This is a genomic window from Amycolatopsis alba DSM 44262, from assembly GCF_000384215.1.
GTDB classification, from domain to species: domain Bacteria; phylum Actinomycetota; class Actinomycetes; order Mycobacteriales; family Pseudonocardiaceae; genus Amycolatopsis; species Amycolatopsis alba.
This window is the reverse complement of the sequence record NZ_KB913032.1, coordinates 5,580,139-5,605,443: the sequence shown is the minus strand read 5'-3', so window position 1 is coordinate 5,605,443 and position 25,305 is coordinate 5,580,139. Positions and strand designations below refer to the sequence as shown.

Sequence of the window (25,305 nt, the reverse complement as noted above, 5' to 3'; positions counted from 1 at the left end):
GCGAGATCCGGCTCCAATCACGTGAGATCCGCCTTCAGTCACGCATGTTCCGGCTTCGGCTACTCCCCCGCTGCCTGCGGCGGGCGCCGCGCCTGCCAGATCAGCGCGTCCCGCAGCTGCTGGATGAGCTGTTCGTCGTCCGCCTCCGACGGATCGCCGCCGAGCGGGATCCAGCGTTCGCCGACCTCGGCCCCGTTCTCGAAGCTGGTGATCACGATGCCCGCGTACGAGACGAGTTCGTCCCCGGTGTCACTGTGGATCCGGACGTCACGATGCTGCAACCGGACACTGACCCACCGTCCGACGCGGCGGACCGGATCGCGTTCAGCACTGGTCATTCGTCCCTACCCATGACACCCGGTCCCCCCGCCACGAACGTCGGTTCGAAGGCTCTCGGAGTTACCGGCGGGTCGTTCCGAATGAATAACGGCAGGCGGCCAGGTGAAACAGTTACGCTCGGCCCATGAGCACCGATCCGGAGACGCCCGTTCCGAACACCACGGCGCAACCGGCCGGGCAGTAGCCTGCTAAATCGTGGATCTCCTTCCCTTCGGCGAATACGCGGCCTCCCTCAACCGGAAACGCACCGCGGCGGGAGTACTGCTCCGCGACGATCGGTCGCGAGTGCTCCTGGTGGAAACCACGTACAAACCCGAATGGGAGATCCCAGGCGGCGCGGTCGAGGCCGAGGAAGCTCCGTGGGCGACAGCGGCCCGCGAACTCCACGAAGAGCTGGGTATCACCCGCGCCCTCGGTGCGTTGCTGGTCATCGACCACATCCCCACGCAAGGGGTCATGCCGGAGGGACTGGCGTTCGTCTTCGACGGTGGCTTGATCACCGAACGGGAAGTGCGTGGCATCCAGTCGACCGATCCTGAAATCAGCTCGGTAGGGCTGTACTCGCTGGCCGAGGCCGATCGACTGGTGAAGGCGCCCCTCCACGGCCGGATCGGCGCCGCGCTGCACGCGGTGAACAGCGGAGAGACGGTGTTCCGCGAATCAGGTCGACCACCCGGCTTCCTGTCCGAAACAGTTACGCTCGGCCCATGAGCACCGATCCGGAAGCCCGGCGGCGCCGCCTCGAACCGGCCGCGCGGCGCGCCGAGATCCTGGCGGCCGCCCGGCGGTTGTTCGGCGAGGGCACCTACGCCTCGGTTTCGACGTCGGACATCGCGAAGGCCGCCGGGGTGGCGAGGCCGCTGATCAACCACTACTTCGGCGGCAAACGGGAGCTGTACCTGGAAGTCGTCCGGCAGATGATGATCGTGCCGGCGCCGGTGATCGAGAACCTGCCCGAAACCACCGCCGAGGAGCGGCTCGCGATCAGCGTCCGGCACTGGATCGAGGTCGTCGAACGCAACGAGCAGGCGTGGCTGACGGCGATCGGCACGGAGGCCGTCGGGCGTGACCCGGACATCGAGCGGATCATGCTGGAGGGTGACGAGATCGCCGCGGACAGGGTGCTCGCGGCCGCGCTGATGAGCGACGTCACCGAGGGTCGCGAAGAGCTCCGCGCGATGATCCGGTCGTACGGCGGGATGCTGCGGGCCGCGTCCCGCGAATGGCTGGTCCGCGGCACGCTCGGCCGGGACGAGCTACGGGTCTTCCTCACCGATTCGATCCTGCACCTGCTGCGGGTCACCTACCCGGCCGTGCTCGCATCGCGTTCCGCCGGGCGTAGGCCGCCGGCGTCATCCCCTTCCAGCGTTTGAAGGCGTAGATGAAGCTCGACGCCTCGGCGTAGCCCAGCCGCAGCGCGACGTCCTCCACGCTGAGCGCGCCGGTGTCCAGCATCTCCTCGGCGAGGGCCTGGCGGACCTCGTCCAGCAGCGCGCGGTAGCCGGTCCCGGCCTCGAACAGCCGCCGTCGCAGCGTGCGAGGGCTGAGCGCGAGCCGCCGCGCGACCTCCTCCATGCCCGCGTCGACACCGCCGAGCCGCACCAGCCGTTCCCGCACCTGCTGCGCGATCCCGGAGCGCTCACGTTTCCGCGACACCAGCAGATCGCATTGCGCGGCGCAGACCGCGACCGTCTGATCGTTGGCCTGCGGCAGCGGTTTGTCGAGGAAGAGCGGGTCGAGGGTGGCGACGTGCGACGGCGCGGAGAATGACGGCGCCAGTCCGAAGGTACGCACGTATTCGTCCACACTGGACGGTTTATCGTGCCGGAAAGCCAGTGTACGCAAGGAGATGTCCGGCAGGATGTCCCGCATGACGGTGTGGATGGCGCCGAGGTCGCGCAGCACCAGGAAGCGGGCGACGTCGCCCGGCACGCGGCTGTCGTCCATGGTCAGCGCGAGCCGCCCGGCCTCGACGGCCACGTGCGGGATGCAGAAGGTGAAGCTCAAGTCCAGATACCGCAGGGCGAAGCGCATCGCGTCCCCCAGCGTCGGGCTGCTGATGCACGCGAAGCCGAAGATGCCGAAGGCGCTGACACGGTATCGCCTGCTCAGCCGCAGCGCGACGTCGTCCCCGCCACCGAGTCCGCGCACAAGGCGCCGGACCACCGCGAGTTCCTGGCGCGCGTCGACCTGGCCGTCGACGGGAGCGTGCTCGTAGGACTCCAGCCCCTCGACACCGTTCTCGGCGGCGAAGCGGGCCATGAGCACGATGCTCGCCGTGCCGCGCGGGTAGTCCCAGTCCCGGATCACCGGCGGCGGTAGTTCCATGGCCGGGATTATGGATCCCCTCGCACCAATCGGCGCATTGAGGACCGTAACTGTCCTTGATCCCGTTTAAGGTGGGCGGTATGTCCGACACGTTGAGCAGGCGCGCGCTGAACCGCGCCATGCTGGACCGGCAACTGCTGCTCCGGCGTTCGAAGCTGACCGCGCTCGAAGCGGTCGACCATCTCGCCGGGTTGCAGGCGCAGGCGCCGAATCCGCCGTACTTCGCGCTCTGGACACGACTGCACGGCTTCCGCCAGGAAGAGCTGGCGAACCTGCTGCTGGACAAGAGTGTCGTGCGGATCGCGCTCATGCGCGGCACGGTGCACCTGGTGAAGCCGTCGGACGCGCTGGCGTGGCGGCCGATCGTGCAACCCCTCTACGACCGCTCGGTGACCGGCAACACCCAGTTCGGCCCGGACATCAAGGACCTCGACCACCAGGAGATCGCCCGCACCGCCCGCAAACTGCTCGGCGAACGGCCGCTTTCGTCGGCCGGACTCGGCGCGGAACTCACCAAGCATTGGGAGGGCGTGGCGCCGTCGTCGCTGGTGCACGTCGCGCGGGCGCTGCTGCCGCTGGTGCAGATCCCGCCGCGTGGTGTGTGGGGCAAGTCGGGACAGCCGACGTATCAGACCACCGGCGACTGGCTCGGCGCCGAGCCGGACGAGTCGCCGTCACCCGAAGCGATGTTCAAGCGCTATCTGGCCGCGTTCGGGCCGGCGAGCGTGCAGGACGCGCAGGCGTGGGCCGGGATCACGAAACTCGGCGACGTCGCCGAGCGGCTGCGGCCGGAGATGCGGACGTTCCGCGACGAGAACGGACGTGAGCTCTTCGACCTGCCCGAGGCCTCGCGCCCTGATCCGGACACGCCCGCGCCCGCCCGGCTGCTGGGCCCGTTCGACCAGACCGTCCTGTCCTACGCCGACCGCACACGGGTGATCAGCGACGAGTACCGCAAGGTCGTCATCACGCAGAACGGCCTGGTCAAGGGCACCATCCTGGTCGACGGGTCGGTGAAGGGCTTCTGGGAGATCAAGGCGGTGAAGAAGGCGGCTTCGGTGGTGATCACGCCGTTCGAACGCGTCCCGAAGCGCGATCTGGACGCACTGGAAAGCTCCGCCTACCGGCTCCTGACCTGGGCCCACCCGAAGGCCGAGAGTCACTCCGTGGAGATCGTGGCCGAAAATCTCGATTGAATGGCCGGTCGTGTACTTCCACCGGGGGTGAGGGCTGCGTAACTTCGATCGGCATGGGCAAGACGAGCGTGCTGATCGTGGGAACGGGTTTCGGCGGGGTCGGGACGGCGATCGAGCTCAAACGCGCCGGGTTCGACGACTTCACCATCCTGGAGAGCGCCGCCGAACCCGGCGGCGTCTGGCGGGAGAACACGTACCCCGGCGCGGGCTGCGACATCCCGTCGCCGCTGTACTCGTTCTCCTACGAGCCCAATCCCGACTGGCCGAAGCGGTTCTCGCTGCAGCCCGACATCCACGAATACCTCAAACGCGTGGTGCGCCGCTACGGGCTCGAACCGCACATCCGCTTCGACACCCGCGTCACCGGCGCGTCCTTCGACGAGGAACGCGGGCTCTGGCGGGTCGAGACCGCCGGCGGCGAGACGTTCGAAGGAGGCGTCTTCGTCCCCGCAGTCGGGCAGCTCTCGCGGCCGGTGCAGCCGGACATCCCCGGCCAGGAAACCTTCGAGGGCCCCAGTTTCCACTCCGCCCGCTGGGATCACGACGTCGATCTGCGCGGCAGGAAGGTCGCGGTGATCGGCACCGGCGCGAGCGCGATCCAGTTCGTGCCCGAGGTCCAGCGCCAGGCGGGTGAGCTGACGGTGTTCCAGCGCACCGCGCCCTACATCATGGCCAAACGGGACACCCGCTACCGGCGGTGGCAGCAGCGGCTCTTCCGGCATCTCCCGGCCACCCAGCTGCTCGGCAGGCTCCGGATCTTCCTCCTCGCCGAGTACGCCACCTACGCGATGACCAAACATCCGTTCCTGGCCAAGATCTTCGAACTGCGGACGGCCCAGCTGCGCCGCCGCCACCTCAAGGACCGGGCGCTGCGCGAGAAACTCACCCCGGACTACCCGCTGGGCTGCAAACGGATCCTGTTCACCAACGACTACCTGCCCGCGCTCGCGCAGCACAACGTCGCCGTGGAGACGCGGCGCATCAGCGCGATCACGCCGTCCGGGGTCCTCACCGAGGACGGCGTCGAGCACGAAGCCGACGTCATCGTCTACGGCACCGGTTTCGCGGCGACCGACTTCCTCGGCGACCTCAAGGTGGAGGGTCTCGGCGGCCGGACGCTGTCCGACGCGTGGAAGGGCGGCGCGCGGGCGTACCTCGGGATGACCGTGCCGGGCTTTCCGAACCTGTTCTGCGTCTACGGGCCCAACACGAACCTCGGCGCGGGCTCCATCATCTACATGATCGAACGGCAGGCCCGCTACATCCGCCAGGCCGTCGAACACCTGAGCCGCCCCGAAGTGTCCTATATGGACGTCGTCCCCGAGGTCGAGCAGCGCTACGACGAGGAGGTCCAGCGACGGCTCGGCCGCAGTGTCTGGTCGGCCTGTGTCAGCTGGTACCGCCAGGACGACGGCCGGGTGAGCACGAACTGGCCGGGTCTGGTGACCGAGTACGACCGCCGGACGAAAACGCTCGACCTCGGCGACTACCGGACGGCGGGACCGCGATGAACTACGACGTGCTGGTGATCGGCTCCGGTTTCGGCGGCAGCGTGACCGCGCTGCGGCTCACCGAGAAGGGGTACCGCGTCGGCGTGCTGGAGACCGGCCGCCGGTTCGCCGACGACGAGTTCGCGAAGACGTCGTGGCGGCTGCGGAAGTACCTGTGGGCCCCGAAACTGGGCTGCTACGGCATCCAGCGCCTCACCCTGCTGAAGAACACGTTCGTGCTGAGCGGCGCGGGCGTCGGCGGCGGTTCGCTCGTCTACGCGAACACGCTCTACGAACCCCCGGACACCTTCTACGAAGACCCGCAGTGGGCGCACATCACCGACTGGAAGGCCGAACTCGCCCCGCATTACGACCAGGCGAAGCGGATGCTGGGCGTGACGGAGAACCCGCTGGTCACCCCGGCCGACCGCGTCCTGCGCGAGGTCGCCGAGGACATGGGCATCGCGGGCACCTACCGGCCGACCCCGGTCGGCGTCCACTTCGGCGAGCGCGACGTCGACCCGTTCTTCGGCGGCGAGGGCCCGCTGCGGAAGCCGTGCACGCACTGCGGCGAATGCATGACCGGCTGCCGCGTCGGCGCCAAGAACACGACCGTCAAGAACTACTTGTACCTGGCGGAGAAAGCGGGTGCGGAGGTCCATCCGCTGACCACCGCGGTCTCGGTCCGGCCGGTCGGCGGTGGTTACGCGGTCGACACCGTCCGGACGGGACGCTGGGCCCGCAAGGGCAAGCGGACCTTCACCGCCGATCAGGTCGTGTTCGCCGCCGCTTCTCTCGGCACACAAAGGCTTCTGCATTCCTTGAAGGACTCCGGCACCCTGCCGGAGCTGTCGCCGCGACTGGGTTTGCTCGCCAGGACGAACTCCGAGGCCGTCCTCGCCGCACGGTCGCTGCGGAAGGACACGGACTTCACCCGCGGCGTCGCGATCACGTCGTCGATCCATCCCGACGCCGTCACGCACGTCGAGCCGGTGCGTTACGGCAAGGGCAGCAACTTCATGGGCCTGCTGACGACGGTCCTCGTCGACGCCGAGCCGGGCAAACGCCGATGGGCGCTGGGCGCGCGTGCACTGTGGCGGAACCGGCGGGACCTGGTGCGGCTGCACAACCCGCGGCGGTGGTCGGAGCGGATGGTCGGGCTGCTGGTGATGCAGACGATGGACAATTCCGTGACCACGTACACGAAACGCGGGCTCTTCGGCCGCCGGATGACCACGAGACAGGGCATCGGCGACCCGAATCCCGAGTGGATCCCGGCGGGGCACGAGATCACCCGGCGGGTGGCGGACAAGATCGGCGGGCTGGCGCAGGGCGCGTGGACGGATCTGGCGAACATCCCGATCACCGGCCACTTCATCGGCGGCTGCACGATCGGCGACAGCGCCGAGACCGGCGTCGTCGACCCGTACCAGCGGGTGCACGGCCATCCGGGACTGCACATCGCCGACGGTTCGGCGATCTCGGCGAACCTCGGGGTGAACCCGTCGCTGACCATCACCGCGCAGGCGGAACGCGCGATGTCGTTGTGGCCCAACAAGGGTGGGACCGACCCGCGGCCGCCGCTCGGCTCCTCCTACCGGCGGCTGTCCCCTGTCGCCCCGCTCAAGCCCGTCGTGCCTCCAGAAGCTCCCGCGGCCCTGCGGCTGCCCCTGACCCCGCTCTGATCCCCCTCTGGATGCGGTCCTTCGCCCACGCAAGGACCGCACTCAGTCACCTGCATGTGGTGGTCCGCTCACTCGCCGGACCTGGTGGTGACGTTGTGAAAGCCACTTTCGCAACCCTCAACGTTGCGAAAGTGGCTTTCGCAACGCGCTCGCCTGTGGCCGCACAACCGTCCTCTGGATGCGGTAGGCCACCCTGCCGACTACCGCATCCAGAGGACGAAACCCGTGAAAGTGGAAAGGGCGGGTGCCGTCGCCCGCGCGACGCCGGCACCCGCCCCGGTCTAGCGGATCATCACGGGAGACCGGCCAGGCCCGCGCTCACCGTGTTCGACCACGAGTAACCCTGCGAGGCGTCCCAGTTGATCGACCAGGTCATCGCGCCCCGGATCGTCGGGTACGTCGTCGACGGCTTGTACGAACCGCAGTTCGTGCCCTTCGCGAGGCAGTTCAGCGCGTTGACCGTGTTGCCGGGCGCCTGGTAGCCACCACCGGCGGCCGAACCCGAGGCGGGCAGGCCGAGACCGACCTGGTCGGGCCGCAGGCCGCCCTGCAGCTGGATGCAGGCCAGCCCGGTGAGGAAGTCGACCGTGCCCTGCGAGTAGACCTTCTGGTCGCAGCCGAGCATCGAGCCGCTGTTGTAGTACTGCATGTTGACGATCGTCAGGATGTCCTTGACGTTCAGCGCCAGCTTGAAGTACTCCGCGCCGGTGCTCTGCATGTCGATCGTCTGCGGCGCCATGGTGATGACCGTGCCGCCGCCCGCGTGGATCGCCCGCAGCGCCTGCGCCATGTAGGTCGAGTTGACGCCGTTCTCGAGGTCGATGTCGACGCCGTCGAAGCCGTAGGACGCGATGAGCGACTTCATGCTGTTGGAGAAGTTCGTCGCCGCGGCCGAGGAGTCGACGCGGATCGTGCCCTTCTCGCCGCCGACGGACAGGATGACCTTCTGCCCGCGCGCCTGCGCCGTCTTGATGTCGGCCTTGAACTGCGCGTCGGTGTAGCCGCCGAGCTGGCTCGACAGCCCCGAGTCGAGGGTGAAGGTGACCGCGCCCGGCGTGGTCGTCGCGTCGGCGAAGGACACCGCGATGATGTTGTACTTCGTCGGGACGTCAGCGAGCTTGAGCGCCTTCGCGCCGTTGTAGAAGTTCTGCCAGTAGCCGGTGATCACGTGCTTCGGCAGGTTCCCGGTCGGCGGGTTGCCCGTCGTGGTCGTCGGCGGGTTCGACGTGGTCGGCGAGATGCTGGTGGTGGGCGACGCCGTGGTGGTGGTCGGCGTCGTGGTCGGCGAGCCTCCGGGGCCGTCGAGGTTGACGTCGTCGACGAAGTACGCGGGCTGGCCGTACCAGCCGTGCAGATAGATGTCGACGCTGGTGGTGGACGCGCCGGTGGTGAAGCTCAGCGAGAGCTGCGACCAGCTGCCGGTGCCAGGGGTCCAGGTGTTCTTGTCACCCGTTCCGGTGCCGGTGACACCCAGGTAGGTGTAACTGCCCTGCACCCACGCCGAAAGCGTGTACGCGGTGTTGGCCTTGACCGGCACGCTCTGCGAACAGCGGGCGTTGTCCTGACCGGCGGGGGTGGCGCTGAGCGCGCGGCTGCCCGAGTGGACCGGCGTGCTGACCACCTCGGACGTACCGCTGCAGGTCCAGCCGCTCGTGGTCCCGAGTTCGAAACCGGGGTTGGTCAGGATGTTGGCGGCCGAGGCGCTGCCCGAGACCGCGAAAGTCACCCCCAGGCACACGGCCACTGACGACAGCAGGGCGAGGAACGCGTGTTTCGGCTTCACTTTCACGACTGGCCTCCACGAACGGGTGATGTCGGCCACATCAAAATGGACTAGACCAATACAACTGTCAAGGGTTCGGTTAGAGGAGGCCATACGAAAGTCGGCTCGGTGGAAGCGGCAGAATGCAGGGTCCGAGAGCACCCGAGGGCGGATTCAGGAGCGTGGGAGTGAGCGTGCAGGGCCTGCAGACAGTCGAGCAGAAGATCGCCGAAGAACTCGGCGTGCGCGAGGGGCAGGTCAAAGCGGCCGTCGACCTGCTGGACGGCGGATCGACCGTGCCGTTCATCGCCCGGTACCGCAAAGAGGTCACCGGGATGCTGGACGACACCCAGCTGCGCACGCTCGAAGAACGCCTCCGCTACCTGCGGGAACTCAACGAGCGCCGGGTCGCCGTCCTGGACTCGATCCGGAGCCAGGGCAAGCTGGACGAGGCGCTCGAAGCCTCGATCATGGCGGCGGACACCAAGTCCCGCCTCGAGGACATCTACCTGCCGTACAAGCCCAAGCGGCGGACGAAGGCGATGATCGCCCGCGAGGCAGGCCTGGAGCCGCTCGCGGACGGGCTCATGAACGACCCGAACACGGATCCGCAGGCCGCCGCCGCGGTGTTCGTCGACGCCGACAAGGGTGTCGCGGACGCGCAGGCCGCGCTGGACGGCGCCCGCGCGATCCTCGTCGAACGCTTCGCCGAAGACGCCGACCTGATCGGCGAGCTGCGCGAGAAGATGTGGACGGAAGGCCGTCTGGCCTCGAAGGTCCGCGACGGCAAGGCCGAAGAGGGCGCGAAGTTCTCCGACTACTTCGAGTTCTCCGAGCCCTACACCAAACTCCCCTCGCACCGGATCCTCGCGATGCTGCGCGGCGAGAAGGAAGAGATCCTCGACCTCACGATGGAGTCGGAGGAGCCTTCCGAGGAGCCCAAGACCGGGCCGACCGAGTACGAGAGCCGCATCGCGTACAAGTTCGGCATCGCCAACGAGGGCCGTCCGGGCGACAAGTGGCTCGGCGACACCGTCCGCTGGGCGTGGCGCACGAAGATCCTGCTGCACCTGGGCATCGACCTGCGGATGCGGCTGCGCCAGTCGGCCGAGGACGACGCCGTCCGCGTGTTCGCGGCGAACCTGCGCGACCTGCTGCTCGCCGCCCCGGCAGGCACCCGCGCCACGATGGGCCTCGACCCCGGCTTCCGCACCGGCGTCAAGGTCGCGGTCGTCGACGACACCGGCAAGGTCGTCGGCACCCACGTGATCTACCCGCACCAGCCCGCCAACAAATGGGACCAGTCCATCGCCGAACTCGCCGCGCTGTGCGCCCGGCACAAGGTGGACCTGATCTCGATCGGCAACGGCACCGCGTCGCGCGAGACCGACAAGCTGGCAGGCGAGCTGATCAAGAAGCACCCGGAACTGAAGCTGACCAAGGCCGTCGTCTCCGAGGCCGGAGCTTCGGTCTACTCGGCGTCGGCGTTCGCGTCGCAGGAACTGCCGGGCATGGACGTCTCGCTGCGCGGCGCGGTCTCCATCGCGCGGCGGCTGCAGGACCCGCTGGCGGAACTGGTGAAGATCGACCCGAAGTCGATCGGCGTCGGGCAGTACCAGCACGACCTGTCCGAGATCTCGCTGTCGCGTTCACTCGACGCGGTGGTCGAAGACTGTGTGAACGCGGTCGGCGTGGACGTCAACACCGCGTCGGCGCCGCTGCTGACCCGCGTCTCGGGCATCACGACGACGCTGGCGGAGAACATCGTGGCGCACCGCGACGAGAACGGCCCGTTCAAGACGCGGACCGGGCTCAAGGAGGTCGCGCGGCTCGGCCCCAAGGCCTTCGAGCAGTGCGCGGGCTTCCTCCGCATCCCGGACGGCGACGACCCGCTCGACTCGTCCTCGGTGCACCCTGAGGCCTATCCGGTGGTGCGGCGGATCCTGTCCTCGACCGGCACCGACCTGCGCGCGCTGATCGGCAACACCCGGACGCTGCAGGCGCTGAAGCCCGCCGAGTTCGTCGACGACACCTTCGGCCTCCCGACGGTGACCGACATCCTCGCCGAACTCGACAAGCCGGGCCGTGACCCGCGTCCGGCGTTCAAGACCGCGACCTTCGCCGACGGCGTCGAGAAGATCGGCGACCTCAAGCCCGGCATGCGCCTGGAAGGGGTCGTGACGAACGTGGCCGCGTTCGGCGCGTTCATCGACGTCGGCGTGCACCAGGACGGGCTCGCGCACGTCTCGGCGCTGTCGAAGAACTTCGTCAAGGACCCGCGTGAGGTCGTGAAGCCCGGCGACATCGTCAAGGTGAAGGTGCTGGAGGTCGACGTGCCGCGCAAGCGGATCTCGCTGACGCTGCGCCTGGACGACGAGCCCGGCAAGCCTGCCCGCGAGCAGGGCGGCCGTGACCGCGGCCAGGGCGGCGGTCAGCGTCAAGGCGGGCAGCGCCAGGGCGGTCAGGGCGGACAGCGTCAGGGCGGCGGCAACCGCGGTGGCGGCGGCCGGGGCGGGAACTCCGGCGGTGGCGGTTCGCTGGCGGACGCCCTCCGCAAGGCCGGTTACGGCAAGTAGCGGCTACGACGGCGGACGGGCCGGTTCGGTCTCGACGAGCCAGATCGGCCCGTCCGCGCAGTCGACCCTGGTCCCCTTACCCGGTTCCAGGCTGGTGCGCAGCACGCGCACCCACTCGCCGGCGACCTTGCCGAACGGACCGGGCGTTCCGGTGCCGTAATGGAACGTGCGGACTTGGTTGTGCAGGTCCGAAGCGGTTCCCGACCAGTCGAGGAAGCTGAACTCGGGTTCCATCATGCCCGCGTACGTGGCCTCGTCCGGGTTCTGCGGCTCGCCGCCGTATCCCTCGGCGACACGGGCCAGGGCGAAGACGAGCAGATCGCCGATGACCGGCGTCACGTGCCGCCAGAACGCGTCGAACTCGACGAATTCCGGCAACGAGATGCCTTCGCGCCGCGCCACGACGTTGCCGGTGTCGATGCGCTCGTCCATCCAGTGCACGGTCACGCCGATGTCCGGGTCACCGTTGCGGATGGCCCACTGCACCGGCGCCGGGCCGCGATAGCGCGGCAACGACGAACAGTGCACGTTGAGCACACCGAGCCTCGGCGCGTCGAGCACGACCCGCGGCAGCCGCCACGAAAAGCCGCAGACCACGGCGACATCGATGGCGTAGCCGCGCAGGGCCGTGGCCATGCTCTCCGGGCTCGCCGGCAGCAGGAGGTCGATGTCGACCGGCATGCCGCCGAGGATGTCCGTCACTTTCTCGCCCATGTTCGGGTAGCTCGGCCTCCGTGACCGGCGGGCGCGCCCGGTCAGATACAGCGATGGCCGATGGCCGCCTCGCACACATCCCTCGTGCAGCGCGGCGAAAACATCCGAACGAAACGAAACGAGCGCCACCCGGAGCGCGGATGGAGTCTGCCCGTGAAAAGAACTCAACGGTCCGAAGTTCCGGAGGCCGCGCGGGCACGTGCCCGCAATCGCGAGGCCGCCGCGTCTTCGAAGCCTTCGAGCGAACGTTCCGCCCGGCCCCAGCAGTTGTTCGCCTCCGTCACGGCCCCTGTGTCGGCCAAGGCGCTCGCCAGATTGCCCAAGGCGAGCGCGAGCTGCCATTGTTCACCGAGTCGCTGGTGAACGTCGACCGAACGACGGTGGAATTCGACGGCTTCCTGATAGCGCCCGAGCGCGCGATACGCTTCCCCCGTCGCGTTCCATGCTTCGGCTTCCCTGCTCCGATCGCCCAGCCTTCGGTGCAGAGCCGCGGCCCGGTTGAACGATTCCAGGGCATGGTCGAACTCTTCGAGTGCCATCTGCACCCGCCCGAACTCGATCAGCCACCATGCCTCCCAAGGCATGTTGTCGAAGTCGTGGGCGATACTCAACGCGGTTTCCATTGATTGAGCGGCTTCGAGGAATCGGCCCGAATCGCGCTGAATTCGACTGGCGCACCGGAGCGCCTCACCTTCACGTCCCCGGTCTCCGAGTTCGCGGTACAGCGAAAGCGCGCGGGCGATGCGCTGCTCGGCTTCTTCGAGTCTGCCCAGCTCGGCACTGACATTGGCCAGGTTGTTGGTCGCGATGGCTTCCCAGCCCCGGTCGTCGAGAGTGGACGCGAGCGCGAGGGTCCTGGCGAAATACGACTGCGCCTCCACCAGCTTGTGGTCGCGCAGGAGCGCCAGCCCTATCCCGTTCAGTGAGGACGCTTCGCCGGCACGATCGCCGAGGTCCGCGCGGATGGCGAGGGCGGCTTGGTGATACGTGATTCCTTGCGCCACGTCACGGGATTGGGTGTGCAGCTTCCCGAGACTCTCCAGCACCTCCGCCTCGCCTGCCCTGTCCGCGACGTGCCGTGCGGCGTTCAGTGCGATCGTGCCGGTCACCCGCCAGTCGTCGAACTGGTTCCGGTTGGCGTAGATCCGGCTGAGCGTCGCATGCAGCCGCCAGGCGATGTCGGGCATGGCCGCCTCGGCTCCCGCACGGGTCGCGGCCACCAGATTCGCCCGCTCCCGTTCGAACCACCGCATCGCCTCGCGGTAACCGGAGAAACCGTGCGGCTCCGCCTCTTCCGTGTCCGCCGGGACCGGGAAACGCCACGCGGCAGGCATGATCGCGGTCAGTGCCGCGTCGGCCATCCGCAGGTACCACAGCAGCAATCTCCGCAGCGCCGCTCCGATGGCGGCCGCGTCCTCATGCTGGCGCACCTGGTCGATGGCGTAGGCCCGCAACAGATCGTGCAGCTGGTAGCGATCGGTCGATGGCTGTTCGACGAGGTGGACGCCGACCAGGTGGTCGAGCAGCCGCCGGGCCACGCCGACGGGAAGCCCGGCCAGCGCGGCGGTCGCGGCGGCACCGAATTCCGGACCGGGATGCAGGCCGAGCAACCGGGACAACCGCGAAGCGTCGGCCGACAGCGCACGATAGGACCAGGCGAACACCGCGCGGACCGCGTCCGCTTCGTCGTCGTCTCCCGCGGTGAGCGCGTCCCAGAGCACTGATTCGTCCCGCAGATCCCTGATGAGCTCCCGCAAGGGCATCGAGGGCCTTCCGGCCGCGCGTTCCGCGGCGATTCTCAACGCGAGCGGCAGCCGCGCGCACAACCGGGCCAGCTCGGTCAGTTCGGCGGAGTCGTCCGCGGGACGGTAGTCACCCACCACCCGGCGGATCAGCGACACGGCGTCCGGTTCGGGCAGCATGGTCAGCGTCAGGCGACGGGCGCCGTCCCTGGCGACGAGACCCGGCATGCTGTTGCGGCTGGTGACCACGACCAGGCAGCCGGCCGCACCGGGAAGCAACGGCCTGACCTGACCCACGCTGGAAGCGTTGTCCAGCACGATCAGCATCCGGCGGCCGGCGAGCCGGGAGCGATAGAGCGCCGCACTCGCTTCGACGTCGACCGGAATCGCCGCGCTCGGCAGATCCAGTGCCCGCAGGAATCGATCCAACGCCTCCTCCGGGGTGACCGGTGAGCCCGGATCGTAGCCGCGAAGGTTCACATACAGCTGTCCGTCGGGGAATCGGTCGTGAACGCGATGGGCCCAATGCACGGCGAGCGACGTCTTGCCGACACCGGCGGTGCCGACGATGACGCACAACGCGGGCACCATCGCGTCCGCTTCGTCCTGGGAAAGCATGAGGTCCAGCCTGGCGAGCTCATCGGCGCGATCGACGAAACCACGCACATCGCCGGGAAGCTGACGAGGCGTCGGACCCGTGTTGTCCCGTGGCATGTCCTCAGCCCGCTAAGCCGACGATTGCCGCAGCGAGACACCTTTTCGCTCCACGAACTCGGCGATCTCTTCGCCGTTTTCGTAGAGGGAACTGATGAGCTCGTACCATCGGTCGACGTCGTCGGCCTTGAGCGACCTGACAGCACCTTCGGCCAGACCCGTCCGACTGTAGACGACTTGATAGACGGCCTTCGTCCCGAGCGTGACTATTTCGGGCAATTCACCATTCCGCTCGAACCCGGCGACATCGTCGAGCCCGACGACACGAATGCGTTCACCGCATTCACTCCGCTGCAGAAGTGAGTTCAGCTCCCATTGCAGATATGCGCTGATCGGCTCGGCGACAACCCGCACCCGATACAGATGAACACCATTTCCGGCCGCCCGCCCGTAATACTCCGTCAGGCTTTCACGCCGTTCGGAGATCAACCGGAGAGCCTGATTCCAGTCGCCTTTGACAAAGGCTTCCCAGCTTGGACTGTCTTTCTCCCGAAAGCTCTGCCCGCGCTCAAGTTTCCAACAGTCGCGTTCTTCGATGTCCCGGAAGCGGGACCGGAAATCCTCGTAGTAGGCATCCAGCCCCAACGACTCCCCTGCCACGCCGTCCGGTCTGTCATACATCAGGGATGTCCACCTTTGCCGTGATCATCATGGTGCGTGGGACGATAATCAACCGTTCGTCCCGGCCGACACTCACCCCCGCCGGAAGTCGATCCCGGTATGCTTCGGTAAGGTCTCGGCCGATTACCGCGACATCCCCGTTATCCAGCTCCCAGATGTCCGGGCAGGCCGGTGTGTCATCGGTCATTCCCAGCTCGAGAGCCGACTTTCCCCAGCGCTGCGCGAACGATGCCGAAGCATCGGCTTCCCATCGACCAGACAAGGTGACCCCCTCTGCCTGCGAACGAGCGAACGTTCACCTTACTGCCGTCACGGCAATGACCGCAATGAACGGCGAATCAGGCAGATCTTGATGTGCATATCCGCAAGATCGGCGTCGGAAAGCCACTGATTGGGGCATCGACCGCACACGGGAACGCATGTTTGAACACTCTTCGCATCATGCGATTAGCCCAATAGCAGTAAGGTGAATACTTTCGAGGTCGATTCAGTCAACCTGGAGAATGATCGCGCCGAAGCGGGCGGGCGGGGAATCCGCGGTCGCCGACCCGGATTCCCCGCCCTCGGCTCAGCTCACGGGTTCATCGCGTAGGCGCCGGAGAGGTCCCGCACCAGCGACCACACGTGGTCGAAGCGGGCCGCGTCGACGACCGGCTTCCGGATCGAGGCCAGCGCGAGCGCCTGCTGCGCCTCGGTCGAGGACGACTTCCCGTGCAGGTCGACCGCGGCGACGCTGAAGTCCTGCACCAGCGTGCCGAAGATCTGGTCGACGACCTCGGTCTCGATACCGGTGATCTCCGCCTGCTCCAGCACCAGCTGCCCGTAGACGACCAGCGTGAACAGCTCCGTCAGCGCGAGCCCGAAGTCGAGGTCTTGCTGCTGCGTCTCGTCCGGGGTGGCGTCGGTGAACAGCTTCACCAGCGCCTCGGCCTGTTCGGTGAACCGCGCGACGTTCGGGATCGCGGACGCCTTGGCATAGGCCTCACGCCAGTCGTGGAACCGCACCTTGGACAGCCCGCGCGCGGGGCCCTGGCGGAACAGGAACTCGTCGTCGGCGGCGTCGGAGCGCGTCGGCACGGGCTCGTAGTCCTGCGGCGCGAACAGGTACGCGGGCACGAACTTCGCGATCAGCGCGAGGTTCACCGCCACCGTGCCTTCCAGCTTCGGCAGGCCGTCGATGTCGTTCTTCGACATCGCGAGGTAAGTGTCGGCCTCGAAACCCTTGGCCGCCACCACATCCGCGACCAGGCCGATGACCTTCTGCGCCTCGGTGGTCACCTTCATCTTGGTGATCGGGTTGAACAGCAGGTACCGGCGGTCGTCCGCGTTCGCGCTGCGGAAGTAGTCCACGGCGCGGTCGGAGAACAGCTTCATCGCGACGAGCCGCGCGTACGCCTCGACGAATTCCCGGCGCACGTGCGGGAAGTCGGTGACCTTCTTGCCGTAGAGCACCCGGTTGTGCGCGTGCGTGATCGCCTCGTACAGCGAGTGCGTCGACATCCCGATGCCGCCGAAGCACAGGTTGAACTTGCCGATGTTGACCGTGTTCAGCGCCGCGGAGAACGCTTCGGCGCCGACGTGCAGAATGTCCTCTTCGGACACCGGGTAGTCGTCGAGCTCGAACTCGGCGACGTACATCTGGGACGGGACGACGTTCTTCACCACGCGGTAGTTCGGGTGCTCCGAGTCCGCGTAGAAGAACACGTACTGGTCCGGGCCCTCGACACCGTCGATGCGGCCGAACACCGACACGGTCCGCGCGCAGTTGCCGTTGCCGATGTAGTACTTCGACCCGTTCGCGCGATAGCCGCCCTCGCCGTCCGGGGTGAGCACGAGGTCCGACGAGTAGATGTCGGCGCCATGCTCCTTTTCGGACAGTCCGAACGCGGCGACGCCGCCTGCCGCGAGCGAGTCCGCCGCGCGTTTGCGGGCGGCCTCGTTCGCGCTCTGCCACACCGGGCCGAGGCCGAGGATGGTGACCTGCCACGGGTACCAGTAGTTCAGGCCGTAGAAACCGAGGATTTCCGAGAGCGCCGCGACGCGCGCGGTGTCCCAGCGCTTGTCGGGGTCGCCCTCGGCGTTGGCGCCAGGAGTGAGGAACGTCGAGAACAGGCCTTCCTTGCCCGCGAACTCGATGAAGTCCGCGTAAAAGGTCCGGTCGTGATAGTCCTCGACGAGCTTGCGCTTGCCGCGTTGTTCGAACCACTCGATGGTGGCACGCAGCAGGCGACGCGTCTCCGGGTCGAACTGCCGGGGGTCGTACCCGCCAGGGTTCAGCAACAACGCGGTCGCCTTTTCGCTCATGGTCACTCCTGGTCAGCCGAAGTTACTACTCGGTAACCGTATCGCGCCGCTTCGCCGTCCGGCCACCGAACTCGATCGAAGTCACCCGTCCATGCTCGTCACGCAGGAAGCGCGCGGCGGGGCGACGGGTGTCGGCGGCCTTGGCCAGCACGTCTTCACCGACGAAGACGACCTCGAACGCGGGCGGGGACGGGATGTCCTCGACGTTCACGACCATCTGCCCCCACAGGGCGCCGTCCCGGTCGGAGATCTCGAACCCCAGGTCACCGGTCTCGAACCGGCCGAGGTACTCGGCGGAATCCGGCTGGGGTGACGGCGGGGCGCTCGCGATCGGGGGCAGCCCCACGAGGTTCTCCAGGCACCAGTCGACGACGCGGGGGCCGAGCGCCCCGCCGCCCCCGCTGTTGGTCAGCACGGTGACCGCGAAGTCCTCCTCCGGCAGCGTGACGAACTCCGAGATCTGCAGGTTGCCGACGTTGCCGCCGTGCCGGACCAGCCGCGCGTCGCCGTGGCGCGTGCGCAGCCAGCTGAGCCCGACCTCTTCGAACGGCAGCGCCGCGGCGCGCTGGGGCGCGCGCAGGAGATCACGGGTCTCGGCGGTGAGCGGCGCCTTGCCCGCCGACTCGCCTGCCAGGAAGAACCGCGCCCATTTCAGCTGGTCGGCGGCGGTCGACCACAGCCCGCCGCTGGCGCTGTCCGCGCGGGTCAGGCCGACGGTGTGCTCGACGGCGGGCCCGGCCTCGCCCAGCGCGTGGCCGACGGCGTGACCGCGGGTGAGCACCTCCCACGGGAAGTAGTACGACTCGGTCATGCCGAGCAGTTCGAGCAGCCGGGTGCGGACCAGCTCCTCGAAGGGAACGCCGGACACCACCTCCGCGACCCGTCCGGCCAGCTGGAAGCCGGCGTTGCAGTAGGAGAACGCCGCACCGGGCGGGAACACCTGCGGCAGGTCGCCGAACCGGGCGATCGCCATGGCCAGCGCGTCGTCACCCCAGCCGGTGCCGAAGTCCACGTCGCCGAGGAACCCGGCCGAGTGAGTGAGCAGATGCCGCAGGGTCACCGACTTCTGCGCGACCGGATCGGCGAGCTCGAGCCCGTCAAGGTACTCGACCACCGGCTTGTCGAGGTCCAGTACGCCGTCTTCGACCAGGGCGAGCACGGCGGCCGCGGCGAAGGTCTTGCTGGTGGAGCCGATCATGAACAACGTGCCGGTGGTGACCGGCTGCCCGGTGTCCACACTGGACACCCCGGTGGCGAACACCGAGTCCTCGCCCCGGTGCGTCACACCCACCACGGCTCCGGGGACGCCCGCCTCACGCGCCCATTCGTCGAGCAGGCCTTGAAGTTCCTTCGACACTCGCGTCACCTTTCACGCCGGGGCTGGTCGAACCAGCGTTTCACCGGGCGCGGATGCCGGGCTCGTGGAAACCGACGAACATCGCCCGCCCACTTCGTCGGGCCGCGCGAACGCCGTGCGGGGGAAATCACGTAGCACGGGAGATCACGTCCCAGGTACACTCGACTTGCGGTCCGCTCAGTTCTGCCTCGGGCCGCGTTTCGTTGTCGAAGACCACGCGCCGCGGCCCCCGAGGTCTGCGCCGGGCAGGACAACCGTTCCTATCCTTACGGAGATACCAGGGCGCTCCCGCGCCCATACGCTTATGAGCACACCTACCTTCACCGAACTCGGCCTGCCCGAAATCCTCGTCGACGCGCTCGCCGAGCAGGGCGTCACCAGCCCGTTCCCGATCCAGGCCGCCACGCTGCCGCATTCGCTGGCAGGCCGGGACGTCCTCGGCCGCGGCCGCACCGGCTCCGGCAAGACCTACGGCTTCGTGCTGCCCGTCCTCGCGCGGCTCGCCGAGGGCCCGACCCGGCGCCGCCCCGGCCGTCCGCGCGCGCTGGTCCTGGCGCCGACCCGCGAACTGGCCACCCAGATCGAGGCGTCGTTCCTGCCGCTGGCCAAACCGCTCGGCCTCAAGGTCACCACCATCTTCGGCGGGGTCAGCCCCAACCCGCAGATCACCCGGCTGCGTGACGGCGTCGACATCGTCGTCGCCTGCCCCGGCCGCCTCGCCGACCACATGCGCTCGGGTGAGGCGAAACTCGACCACGTCGAGATCACCGTGCTGGACGAGGCCGACCACATGGCCGACCTCGGCTTCCTGCCCGACGTCCGGCGCATCATGTCCGAGACCCCGGAGCGCGGGCAGCGGCTGCTGTTCTCCGCGACCCTCGACGCGGGCGTCGACGTGCTGGTCAAGCGCTTCATGCACGACCCGGTGACGCACAGCGTCGACTCGGCCCAGTCGCCGGTCTCGACCATGGAGCACCACGTGCTGCACCTGGAGGAGACCCACCGGCTGCCGGTGCTGATCGACCTCACCGCCGCGCCGGGCCGCACGCTGGTGTTCACCCGCACGAAGCACCGCGCCAAGCAGCTGACGCGCAAGCTCATGGCCTCCGGCGTGCCCGCGGTCGAACTGCACGGCAACCTCGGCCAGACCGCGCGGACGCGCAACCTGGAGGCGTTCGCCTCCGGCGCGGCGAAGACGCTGGTCGCGACCGACATCGCCGCCCGCGGTATCCACGTCGACGACGTCACGCTGGTCATCCACGCCGACCCGCCGGTCGAGCACAAGGCGTACCTGCACCGCTCGGGCCGCACGGCACGGGCCGGAGCGTCCGGCACCGTCATCACGCTGATGACCGACGAGCAGGTCAGGGACGTCCGCGACCTCACCCGCAAGGCGGGCATCAAGCCGACCACGACGCAGCTCGGCCCCGGCCACCCGCTGCTGTCGGAGCTGGCGCCCGGCGAGCGTTCGTTCACCGCGTCGCCGCGGCGGCCGATCGTGGACACGCGGCCGAAGAAGGTCACCGCCGGCGGTGAGGCCATCCGCGGCAAGGGCGAGGAAGAAGAGCGCCCCGCCAACCGGGGCACCAGGACCGGTCGCGGCCGTGGCCCGTCCGCCGGTGGCCGCGGTGCTTCCGGTGGCGGCCGGGGCCGTGGCGGTTCCTCCGGCCGTGGCGGCTCCTCCGAGGGCCGTTCGCGTCAGCCTCGCGCCGATGGCGACCGCCGCGGTGGCGCTTCCGCTGGTCAGGGCCGTCGTGCGGCCGAGACCACCGGACGTCGCGAAGGTGCGCCGAAGGGCGGCCAGGCTCGTCAGGGACGCCACAGTGCCGCCGAGTCCCAGCCGCGCCGGGGTGGTTCCGGTGCCTCGAAGTCCCAGTCCTCGCGTAACCAGTCCGGTGGGGCTCCGGCCCGCCGTGGCGGTGCCGCCGCGTTCTCCTCGGGGACCCGCGCCGGCTCACGCCGCTCGCGCTAGTCCGCCCTCCATCACGCGAGTTCCGCCCCCGATCACGTGAGTTCCGCCTCCAGTCACGCGTAATCCGTCGCCCGACACGGCGTCGCCGAGCCCGCTCGGCGTGCGGCCCGGCGGATCTCGCGTGACTGGAGGCGGATCTCGTGTGACTGGGGCCGGATCTCGTGTGTCTGGGGGCGGGTTACGCGTGTCGGGCGGCGGAGCGGGCTTCAGCGGCCGCGCGCCGCTCTTCGAAACGCGACGCCTGGGTGTCGAGGCCCTTCAGGAACTGATCGAGCTCGTCCCTGGCCTTCTCCCCCACCTCGCCGAGCCCCTCCAGCTCGAAGACCTTCCACTGCCGCAGCAACGGCCAGATCACCTCGTCGTGATGGATCCGCAGGTCGTAGATGCCCGCCTTCGCGATCAGCGCGGCCTTCCGCACGAAGCTCGGGATCACCGCGCCCGGCATCTGGAACTGGACGACCTCGTCGGTGATGGCGCGCATCATCGCGTCGGGGGAAAGCTGCAGCGACGCCTGCACCAGGTTCCGGTAGAAGATCATGTGCAGGTTCTCGTCCATCGCCACGCGCGCGAGCAGCTTCTCGCACAACGGGTCCTGCGTGTACTTGCCGGTGTTGCGGTGCGAAAGACGCGTCGCGAGCTCCTGGAACGACACGTACGCGAAGACGTTCAGCAACGGCTTGTCGCCGCTGTCGTACCCGGCCTGCATGGTCTGCATCCGGGCCCGCTCCAGCTCGACCGGGTCCACCGCGCGCGTCACCAGCAGGTAGTCGCGGATGCAGATGCCGTGACGGCCCTCCTCGGCTGTCCACCGGTGCACCCAGGTACCCCACGCGCCGTCGCGGCCGAAAGCGCGCTCGATCTCGCGGTGGTAGCTCGGCAGGTTGTCCTCGGTGAGGAGGTTGACCTCCAGCGAGGTCCGCGCGATCGGCGACACCCGTGACTGCTCGGGGTCCCACGCCTCCCCGCCGAGATCGGCGAAGTTCCGGCCCTCGTCCCATGGCACGTACTCGTGCGGCATCCATTCCTTGGCCACCGAGAGATGCCGGTTGAGGTTCTCCTCGACCGTCCCCTCGAGCTCGAACATCAGCCGGGTGCTTTCGGGGACCGCCATGCGTTTCGTCCTTCCGGGCTACGGAAAACGCCTACCTACGACACCGTAACTTACGGTGCCGTAGGTGAGCCAGGCACGGAAGATGAACGTGCGGTCTCGTGAGTGGTAAGGCCGGTTCTGACGGACCCGTATTTGCCTCCCCACTGGTGCGGCTGGTGGGTCGGGTGTGGAGGATTCGGGACGTTGAACGTCCGGAATCTTCCCCGTCACGTCGTCTACCCCAGGGTGTGGTCGACATGACCTTGATCAAGATCCGAGACCGGGCGACCCCGTGACGGTGAAGGAATCAGGACGTTCAACGTCCTGATTCCTTCACCGTCGAGCCGACAGGCCCGGAATCGCCACCCACGCGCAGGTCAGGCGTGGGTAAGCAAGTATGGGTCCGATCCAACCATCCTCACCACTCACGAGGCCTAAAGCGAGGCCGTCAGCCCCCGCGCCCGCAGGACCGAACGCTCCAGCGGCCGGAACACCAGCAGCTCGATGCCGACGCCGACCAGCAGGATCAGGAAGATCGCCGAGATCACGCCTTCCATGCTGTTGAACGACGAACCTTCGTTCAGGTACGCGCCGAGCCCCTTGCCCAGCGCCGGGGACAGCGCGATCAGTTCCGCCGCCATCAGCGAACGCCACGAGAACGCCCAGCCCTGTTTGAGCCCGGCCAGGAAACCGGGCAGCGCGGCGGGCAGCAGGATGTGCCGCGCCGACGAAAGCCGGTTCGCGCCCATCACCTGGCCGACCCTGGGCAGGATCGGCGGGATCTGGTCGATGCCCGAGACGAGGCCGTTCGCGATCGAAGGCACGGAACCCAGCAAGACCACGAAGTAGATCGACGCGTCGTTCAGCCCGAACCACAGGATCGCCGCCGGCACCCACGCCACCGACGGGAGACTCTGCAGCCCGGTCAGGAACGGCCCGACCGCCGAGCGGACGAGCCGCACCTTCGCCACCAGCAGGCCGAGCGGGGTCCCGATGACCACGCCGATCAGGAAGCCCAGCGCGGCCCGGTGCACCGACGTCCACACGAACTCGAAGATCTGGCCCGTGGTCGTGATGTCGACGAGTTCGCCCCACACCGCCAGCGGTGAGGGCAGCATCGACTCCGGCCAGAACGCGGCGGCCCACAGTGCCTGCCACAGCGCGACCAGCAGGGCCAGGAAGACCACCGGCGGTACGAAACCGCGCAGGAACCGCTTCCCCCGGCTTTCCCGGCGTTCCCCGGTCGGGGTGTCGAGCGAGTCGAGTCCCGCGCCGACGGCCTCGTCGGCCTCTTCCGCCGAAGTGTCAGGGCGGTCAAGCCGCGGCATGGGTACTGATCACCTCCCGGAGGTGACCGGTGATCTCCAGCGTCAGCTCTTCGGCGTCGGCGGCCTGGACCTCGCGCCATTCCCGCACGACCCGGCCCGGCCGCGACGAGAGCAGCACGACCCGCTGCCCGAGCCGGACGGCCTCGCGGACGTCGTGGGTCACGAACAGCACCGAAGTGCCGGTGCTGCGGTAGACGCGCAGCAGTTCGCCCTGCAGGACGTCGCGGGTGATGGCGTCGAGCGCGGCGAACGGCTCGTCCATCAGCAGCAGCGACTGCTCGGGGTCACCGCCGACGCGCAGGGTCGCGGCCAGCGCCCTGGCGAGCGCGACCCGCTGCCGCATCCCGCCGGACAGCTCGTGCGGCCGCTTGTCGCCCGCGCCGCCGAGGCGGACGAGTTCGAGCAGTTCGGCGGCCTTCTCGCGGCGCTCGGCCCGGCTGAAACCGGCGAGACGCAGCGGCAGCTCCACGTTGCGGGCCGCGGTCAGCCACGGCATCAGCGCGGCCTCCTGGAACATCACCGCGGGCCGGGAGGTTTCGAGCGTGATCGAGCCGGACGTCGGCCGGTCGAGGCCCGCGACCAGGTTCAGCAGGGTGCTCTTGCCGCAGCCGGAGGCGCCGAGGAGACAGACGAACTCGCCGGGGGCGACCGTCAGATCCATCCCGTCGAGGGCCACGACGGCGCGGCCGGTCGGGCCGAACGCCTTCCGGACCCCGTCGAGCCGCACGGCGACACCGGTGGACAGGCCGGGCTCCAAGGTGGTCGTCATCGCTGATCCCCTCCGGTCACTTCGTCAGCCCGGGCGCGTTCACGCCGGGCTTGCCCTGCTCTTTGAGCACGGCGTTGAGCGGGCCGAAATCGGCGAACCCCTTGAGGTCCACCGCGGATTTCACCACACCCGCGGTCACCGAGTCCTTCGCGAGCTGGCTGAAGGTCGACGCCACCGGGTCGATTCCGAGGTCGATGCCGGAGAACGCGCGGTCGAGAACGGCCTCGCTCAGTGTGCTGCCCGCGAGCGCCTTGAGTTCTCCGTTGACCACCTTCTTCGCCTCGGCGGGGTTGGTCTTCGCCCAGTCGATGGCGGCGAGTTCACCCTTGAGGATGGCGGTGACGGTCTCCGGGTGCTGCTGCAGGAACTCGCTGCGGACGATCACGACCGTGGTCGGGAACTTGCCTTCCGGCCACAGGGTCTTCTCGTCCAGCAGGACCTTCGCGCCCGCGTCCAGCACGAGCCGCGATGACCACGGCTCCGGCAGCCAGCCGCCGTCGAGCTCGCCCTTCTTGAAGGCGTCGAACGTCTTCGGGTTGTCGAGATTGGTGATCTTGACGTCGGCCAGCTTCTTCTCGGCGATGAACTTCTTGAGCGCGACGTCCTGGGTGTTCGCCAGCGACGGCGTCGCGATGTTCTTGCCGGTGAGCTGCTCGGGCGTGGTGATCTCGGGCTTCACCACGAGCTGCGCGCCGCCGCTGACCGCGCCGGAGACGAGCTGGATGGCACCCTTGGACTTGGTGAAGGCGTTGATCGCCGGCCCGGAGCCGATGAAGGCGATGTCGAGCGAGTTGCCGAGCAGCGCGTTGACCTCTTCGGGCCCGGCGTTGAACGTCTGGGTGGTGAGCTTCGTCGAGCCGAGCTCCTTGGCGAAGAAGCCGTTCTTGACCCCGATCAGCGCGGGCGCGTGCGTCACGTTGGGGAAGTATCCGACGCGAACCTCACCGGCGGCACCCTGGCTCTTCTGCTCCGCCGGGGCGGTGGCGTTGTCCGCGCGTGAACACCCGGCGATTCCTCCGCCCAGGGTCAGGGCGGCGAGTGCCGCGGCCAGGATCCGGGTTCTGTGGTGGGTGCGCACGGATGTCGCCTTTCGGGGGATACAGCTCGGCCTCGGGTGGTGGCCGCAGAGTCGCATGTTCGGCCATGCGTATGCATCGTCATCCGCATGACGGGATTGATCCGGCGAAACCTTGACACCAGGCGAGACAGCTGTTCCACATATCAGGACGGCCGTCCCATGACCATGACCCCCGCTCGGGCGTCCTCCCGGTGTAACGGTCCGGGCCGAACGGGCGAATCACGGTTGGCGACGACCGGA

The 25,305-nt window shown here is 68.4% G+C and carries 20 protein-coding genes; 7 read left to right on the top strand and 13 right to left on the bottom strand.

All coding sequences use genetic code 11. The annotated features are described in order from the left end of the window. Positions 1 to 59: 59 nt before the first annotated feature. Positions 60 to 338, bottom strand: a complete 279-nt coding sequence (locus AMYAL_RS0126540; protein ID WP_020634301.1) for a hypothetical protein — start codon at positions 336 to 338, stop codon at positions 60 to 62. A gap of 196 nt (positions 339 to 534) precedes the next feature. Between AMYAL_RS0126540 and AMYAL_RS0126535 the strand changes: the two genes are divergently transcribed. Then, positions 535 to 1,050, top strand: a complete 516-nt coding sequence (locus AMYAL_RS0126535) for an NUDIX domain-containing protein (RefSeq protein WP_020634300.1) — start codon at positions 535 to 537, stop codon at positions 1,048 to 1,050. Next, positions 1,047 to 1,712: a TetR/AcrR family transcriptional regulator gene (locus tag AMYAL_RS0126530; RefSeq protein ID WP_020634299.1), complete on the top strand. Its 666-nt coding sequence runs from the start codon at positions 1,047 to 1,049 to the stop codon at positions 1,710 to 1,712. The genes AMYAL_RS0126535 and AMYAL_RS0126530 overlap by 4 nt, the downstream gene beginning before the upstream one ends. On the opposite strand, the gene AMYAL_RS0126525 is transcribed toward AMYAL_RS0126530, so the two are convergent. After that, a complete protein-coding gene (locus AMYAL_RS0126525) occupies positions 1,639 to 2,667 on the bottom strand; it encodes an AraC family transcriptional regulator (RefSeq protein ID WP_020634298.1) in 1,029 nt (342 codons plus the stop codon). The two genes, AMYAL_RS0126530 and AMYAL_RS0126525, sit on opposite strands and share 74 nt — an antisense overlap. 80 nt (positions 2,668 to 2,747) lie before the next feature. On the opposite strand from AMYAL_RS0126525, the gene AMYAL_RS0126520 reads away from it, so the two are divergent. The 3 genes from AMYAL_RS0126520 to AMYAL_RS0126510 are packed head-to-tail and all read left to right on the top strand — an operon-like array spanning position 2,748 to position 7,038. Next, on the top strand, positions 2,748 to 3,863 hold the full coding sequence (locus AMYAL_RS0126520; RefSeq protein WP_020634297.1) for a winged helix DNA-binding domain-containing protein: 1,116 nt from the start codon (positions 2,748 to 2,750) through the stop codon (positions 3,861 to 3,863). A 53-nt stretch (positions 3,864 to 3,916) separates the two neighbouring features. Beyond that, positions 3,917 to 5,374, top strand: coding sequence for a flavin-containing monooxygenase (locus AMYAL_RS0126515; protein WP_020634296.1), 1,458 nt, complete (start codon positions 3,917 to 3,919; stop codon positions 5,372 to 5,374). Then, positions 5,371 to 7,038, top strand: coding sequence for a GMC oxidoreductase (locus AMYAL_RS0126510; RefSeq protein ID WP_020634295.1), 1,668 nt, complete (start codon positions 5,371 to 5,373; stop codon positions 7,036 to 7,038). The genes AMYAL_RS0126515 and AMYAL_RS0126510 overlap by 4 nt, the downstream gene beginning before the upstream one ends. A gap of 292 nt (positions 7,039 to 7,330) precedes the next feature. On the opposite strand, the gene AMYAL_RS0126505 is transcribed toward AMYAL_RS0126510, so the two are convergent. Beyond that, entirely contained in the window at positions 7,331 to 8,827 is a 1,497-nt protein-coding gene (locus AMYAL_RS0126505; protein WP_020634294.1) for a chitinase, read from the bottom strand. Positions 8,828 to 8,988: 161 nt separating this feature from the next. Between AMYAL_RS0126505 and AMYAL_RS0126500 the strand changes: the two genes are divergently transcribed. Next, complete coding sequence (locus AMYAL_RS0126500) at positions 8,989 to 11,376, top strand: Tex family protein (RefSeq protein ID WP_020634293.1); 2,388 nt, start codon at positions 8,989 to 8,991, stop codon at positions 11,374 to 11,376. 3 nt (positions 11,377 to 11,379) lie between these two features. On the opposite strand, the gene AMYAL_RS0126495 is transcribed toward AMYAL_RS0126500, so the two are convergent. The 6 genes from AMYAL_RS0126495 to AMYAL_RS0126470 all read right to left on the bottom strand — a co-directional run bounded on the left by AMYAL_RS0126495 (position 11,380) and on the right by AMYAL_RS0126470 (position 18,828). Then, positions 11,380 to 12,090 carry a methionyl-tRNA formyltransferase gene (locus AMYAL_RS0126495; RefSeq protein ID WP_020634292.1) on the bottom strand — a complete coding sequence of 237 codons (711 nt, stop codon included), beginning with the start codon at positions 12,088 to 12,090 and terminating at the stop codon, positions 11,380 to 11,382. Between the two features lie 164 nt (positions 12,091 to 12,254). Then, complete coding sequence (locus AMYAL_RS46215; RefSeq protein WP_051137550.1) at positions 12,255 to 14,546, bottom strand: ATP-binding protein; 2,292 nt, start codon at positions 14,544 to 14,546, stop codon at positions 12,255 to 12,257. A 12-nt stretch (positions 14,547 to 14,558) separates the two neighbouring features. Then, positions 14,559 to 15,167 carry a DUF6879 family protein gene (locus tag AMYAL_RS0126485; protein WP_039794131.1) on the bottom strand — a complete coding sequence of 203 codons (609 nt, stop codon included), beginning with the start codon at positions 15,165 to 15,167 and terminating at the stop codon, positions 14,559 to 14,561. Beyond that, the gene (locus AMYAL_RS0126480; protein WP_026467469.1) at positions 15,160 to 15,429 is read right to left on the bottom strand and encodes a hypothetical protein; all 270 of its coding nucleotides are present in this window, start codon (positions 15,427 to 15,429) and stop codon (positions 15,160 to 15,162) included. Before AMYAL_RS0126480 ends, AMYAL_RS0126485 begins: the two co-directional genes overlap by 8 nt. Positions 15,430 to 15,740: 311 nt before the next feature. After that, positions 15,741 to 17,471: an acyl-CoA dehydrogenase family protein gene (locus tag AMYAL_RS0126475; protein WP_039794130.1), complete on the bottom strand. Its 1,731-nt coding sequence runs from the start codon at positions 17,469 to 17,471 to the stop codon at positions 15,741 to 15,743. 25 nt (positions 17,472 to 17,496) lie between these two features. After that, positions 17,497 to 18,828, bottom strand: a complete 1,332-nt coding sequence (locus AMYAL_RS0126470; RefSeq protein ID WP_020634287.1) for a serine hydrolase — start codon at positions 18,826 to 18,828, stop codon at positions 17,497 to 17,499. Positions 18,829 to 19,132: 304 nt separating this feature from the next. On the opposite strand from AMYAL_RS0126470, the gene AMYAL_RS0126465 reads away from it, so the two are divergent. After that, complete coding sequence (locus AMYAL_RS0126465) at positions 19,133 to 20,800, top strand: DEAD/DEAH box helicase (protein ID WP_020634286.1); 1,668 nt, start codon at positions 19,133 to 19,135, stop codon at positions 20,798 to 20,800. Between the two features lie 178 nt (positions 20,801 to 20,978). Here the strand turns inward: AMYAL_RS0126465 and AMYAL_RS0126460 are convergent, their stop codons facing one another. The 4 genes from AMYAL_RS0126460 to AMYAL_RS0126445 all read right to left on the bottom strand — a co-directional run bounded on the left by AMYAL_RS0126460 (position 20,979) and on the right by AMYAL_RS0126445 (position 25,065). Continuing rightward, positions 20,979 to 21,911, bottom strand: coding sequence for an acyl-ACP desaturase (locus AMYAL_RS0126460; RefSeq protein WP_020634285.1), 933 nt, complete (start codon positions 21,909 to 21,911; stop codon positions 20,979 to 20,981). Positions 21,912 to 22,324: 413 nt separating this feature from the next. Then, positions 22,325 to 23,218: an ABC transporter permease gene (locus AMYAL_RS0126455; RefSeq protein ID WP_020634284.1), complete on the bottom strand. Its 894-nt coding sequence runs from the start codon at positions 23,216 to 23,218 to the stop codon at positions 22,325 to 22,327. Continuing rightward, on the bottom strand, positions 23,205 to 23,987 hold the full coding sequence (locus AMYAL_RS0126450; RefSeq protein ID WP_020634283.1) for an ABC transporter ATP-binding protein: 783 nt from the start codon (positions 23,985 to 23,987) through the stop codon (positions 23,205 to 23,207). The genes AMYAL_RS0126455 and AMYAL_RS0126450 overlap by 14 nt, the downstream gene beginning before the upstream one ends. Before the next feature lie 16 nt (positions 23,988 to 24,003). Next, positions 24,004 to 25,065 (bottom strand): ABC transporter substrate-binding protein, encoded by a 1,062-nt coding sequence (locus tag AMYAL_RS0126445; RefSeq protein WP_020634282.1) that lies wholly within the window; start codon positions 25,063 to 25,065, stop codon positions 24,004 to 24,006. Between the last annotated feature and the right edge of the window lie 240 nt (positions 25,066 to 25,305).

What these genes read in the sequence shown, in the direction of transcription:
- AMYAL_RS0126520 (WP_020634297.1), top strand. Translation starts at nt 2,748, where the DNA reads ATGTCCGACACGTTGAGCAGGCGCGCGCTGAACCGCGCCATGCTGGAC.
- AMYAL_RS0126465 (WP_020634286.1), top strand. Translation starts at nt 19,133, where the DNA reads ATGAGCACACCTACCTTCACCGAACTCGGCCTGCCCGAAATCCTCGTC.
- AMYAL_RS0126460 (WP_020634285.1), bottom strand. Translation starts at nt 21,911, where the DNA reads ATGGCGGTCCCCGAAAGCACCCGGCTGATGTTCGAGCTCGAGGGGACG.
- AMYAL_RS0126540 (WP_020634301.1), bottom strand. Translation starts at nt 338, where the DNA reads ATGACCAGTGCTGAACGCGATCCGGTCCGCCGCGTCGGACGGTGGGTC.
- AMYAL_RS0126515 (WP_020634296.1), top strand. Translation starts at nt 3,917, where the DNA reads ATGGGCAAGACGAGCGTGCTGATCGTGGGAACGGGTTTCGGCGGGGTC.
- AMYAL_RS0126455 (WP_020634284.1), bottom strand. Translation starts at nt 23,218, where the DNA reads ATGCCGCGGCTTGACCGCCCTGACACTTCGGCGGAAGAGGCCGACGAG.
- AMYAL_RS0126530 (WP_020634299.1), top strand. Translation starts at nt 1,047, where the DNA reads ATGAGCACCGATCCGGAAGCCCGGCGGCGCCGCCTCGAACCGGCCGCG.
- AMYAL_RS0126475 (WP_039794130.1), bottom strand. Translation starts at nt 17,471, where the DNA reads ATGAGCGAAAAGGCGACCGCGTTGTTGCTGAACCCTGGCGGGTACGAC.
- AMYAL_RS0126485 (WP_039794131.1), bottom strand. Translation starts at nt 15,167, where the DNA reads ATGTATGACAGACCGGACGGCGTGGCAGGGGAGTCGTTGGGGCTGGAT.
- AMYAL_RS0126450 (WP_020634283.1), bottom strand. Translation starts at nt 23,987, where the DNA reads ATGACGACCACCTTGGAGCCCGGCCTGTCCACCGGTGTCGCCGTGCGG.
- AMYAL_RS0126525 (WP_020634298.1), bottom strand. Translation starts at nt 2,667, where the DNA reads ATGGAACTACCGCCGCCGGTGATCCGGGACTGGGACTACCCGCGCGGC.
- AMYAL_RS46215 (WP_051137550.1), bottom strand. Translation starts at nt 14,546, where the DNA reads ATGCCACGGGACAACACGGGTCCGACGCCTCGTCAGCTTCCCGGCGAT.
- AMYAL_RS0126495 (WP_020634292.1), bottom strand. Translation starts at nt 12,090, where the DNA reads ATGGGCGAGAAAGTGACGGACATCCTCGGCGGCATGCCGGTCGACATC.
- AMYAL_RS0126510 (WP_020634295.1), top strand. Translation starts at nt 5,371, where the DNA reads ATGAACTACGACGTGCTGGTGATCGGCTCCGGTTTCGGCGGCAGCGTG.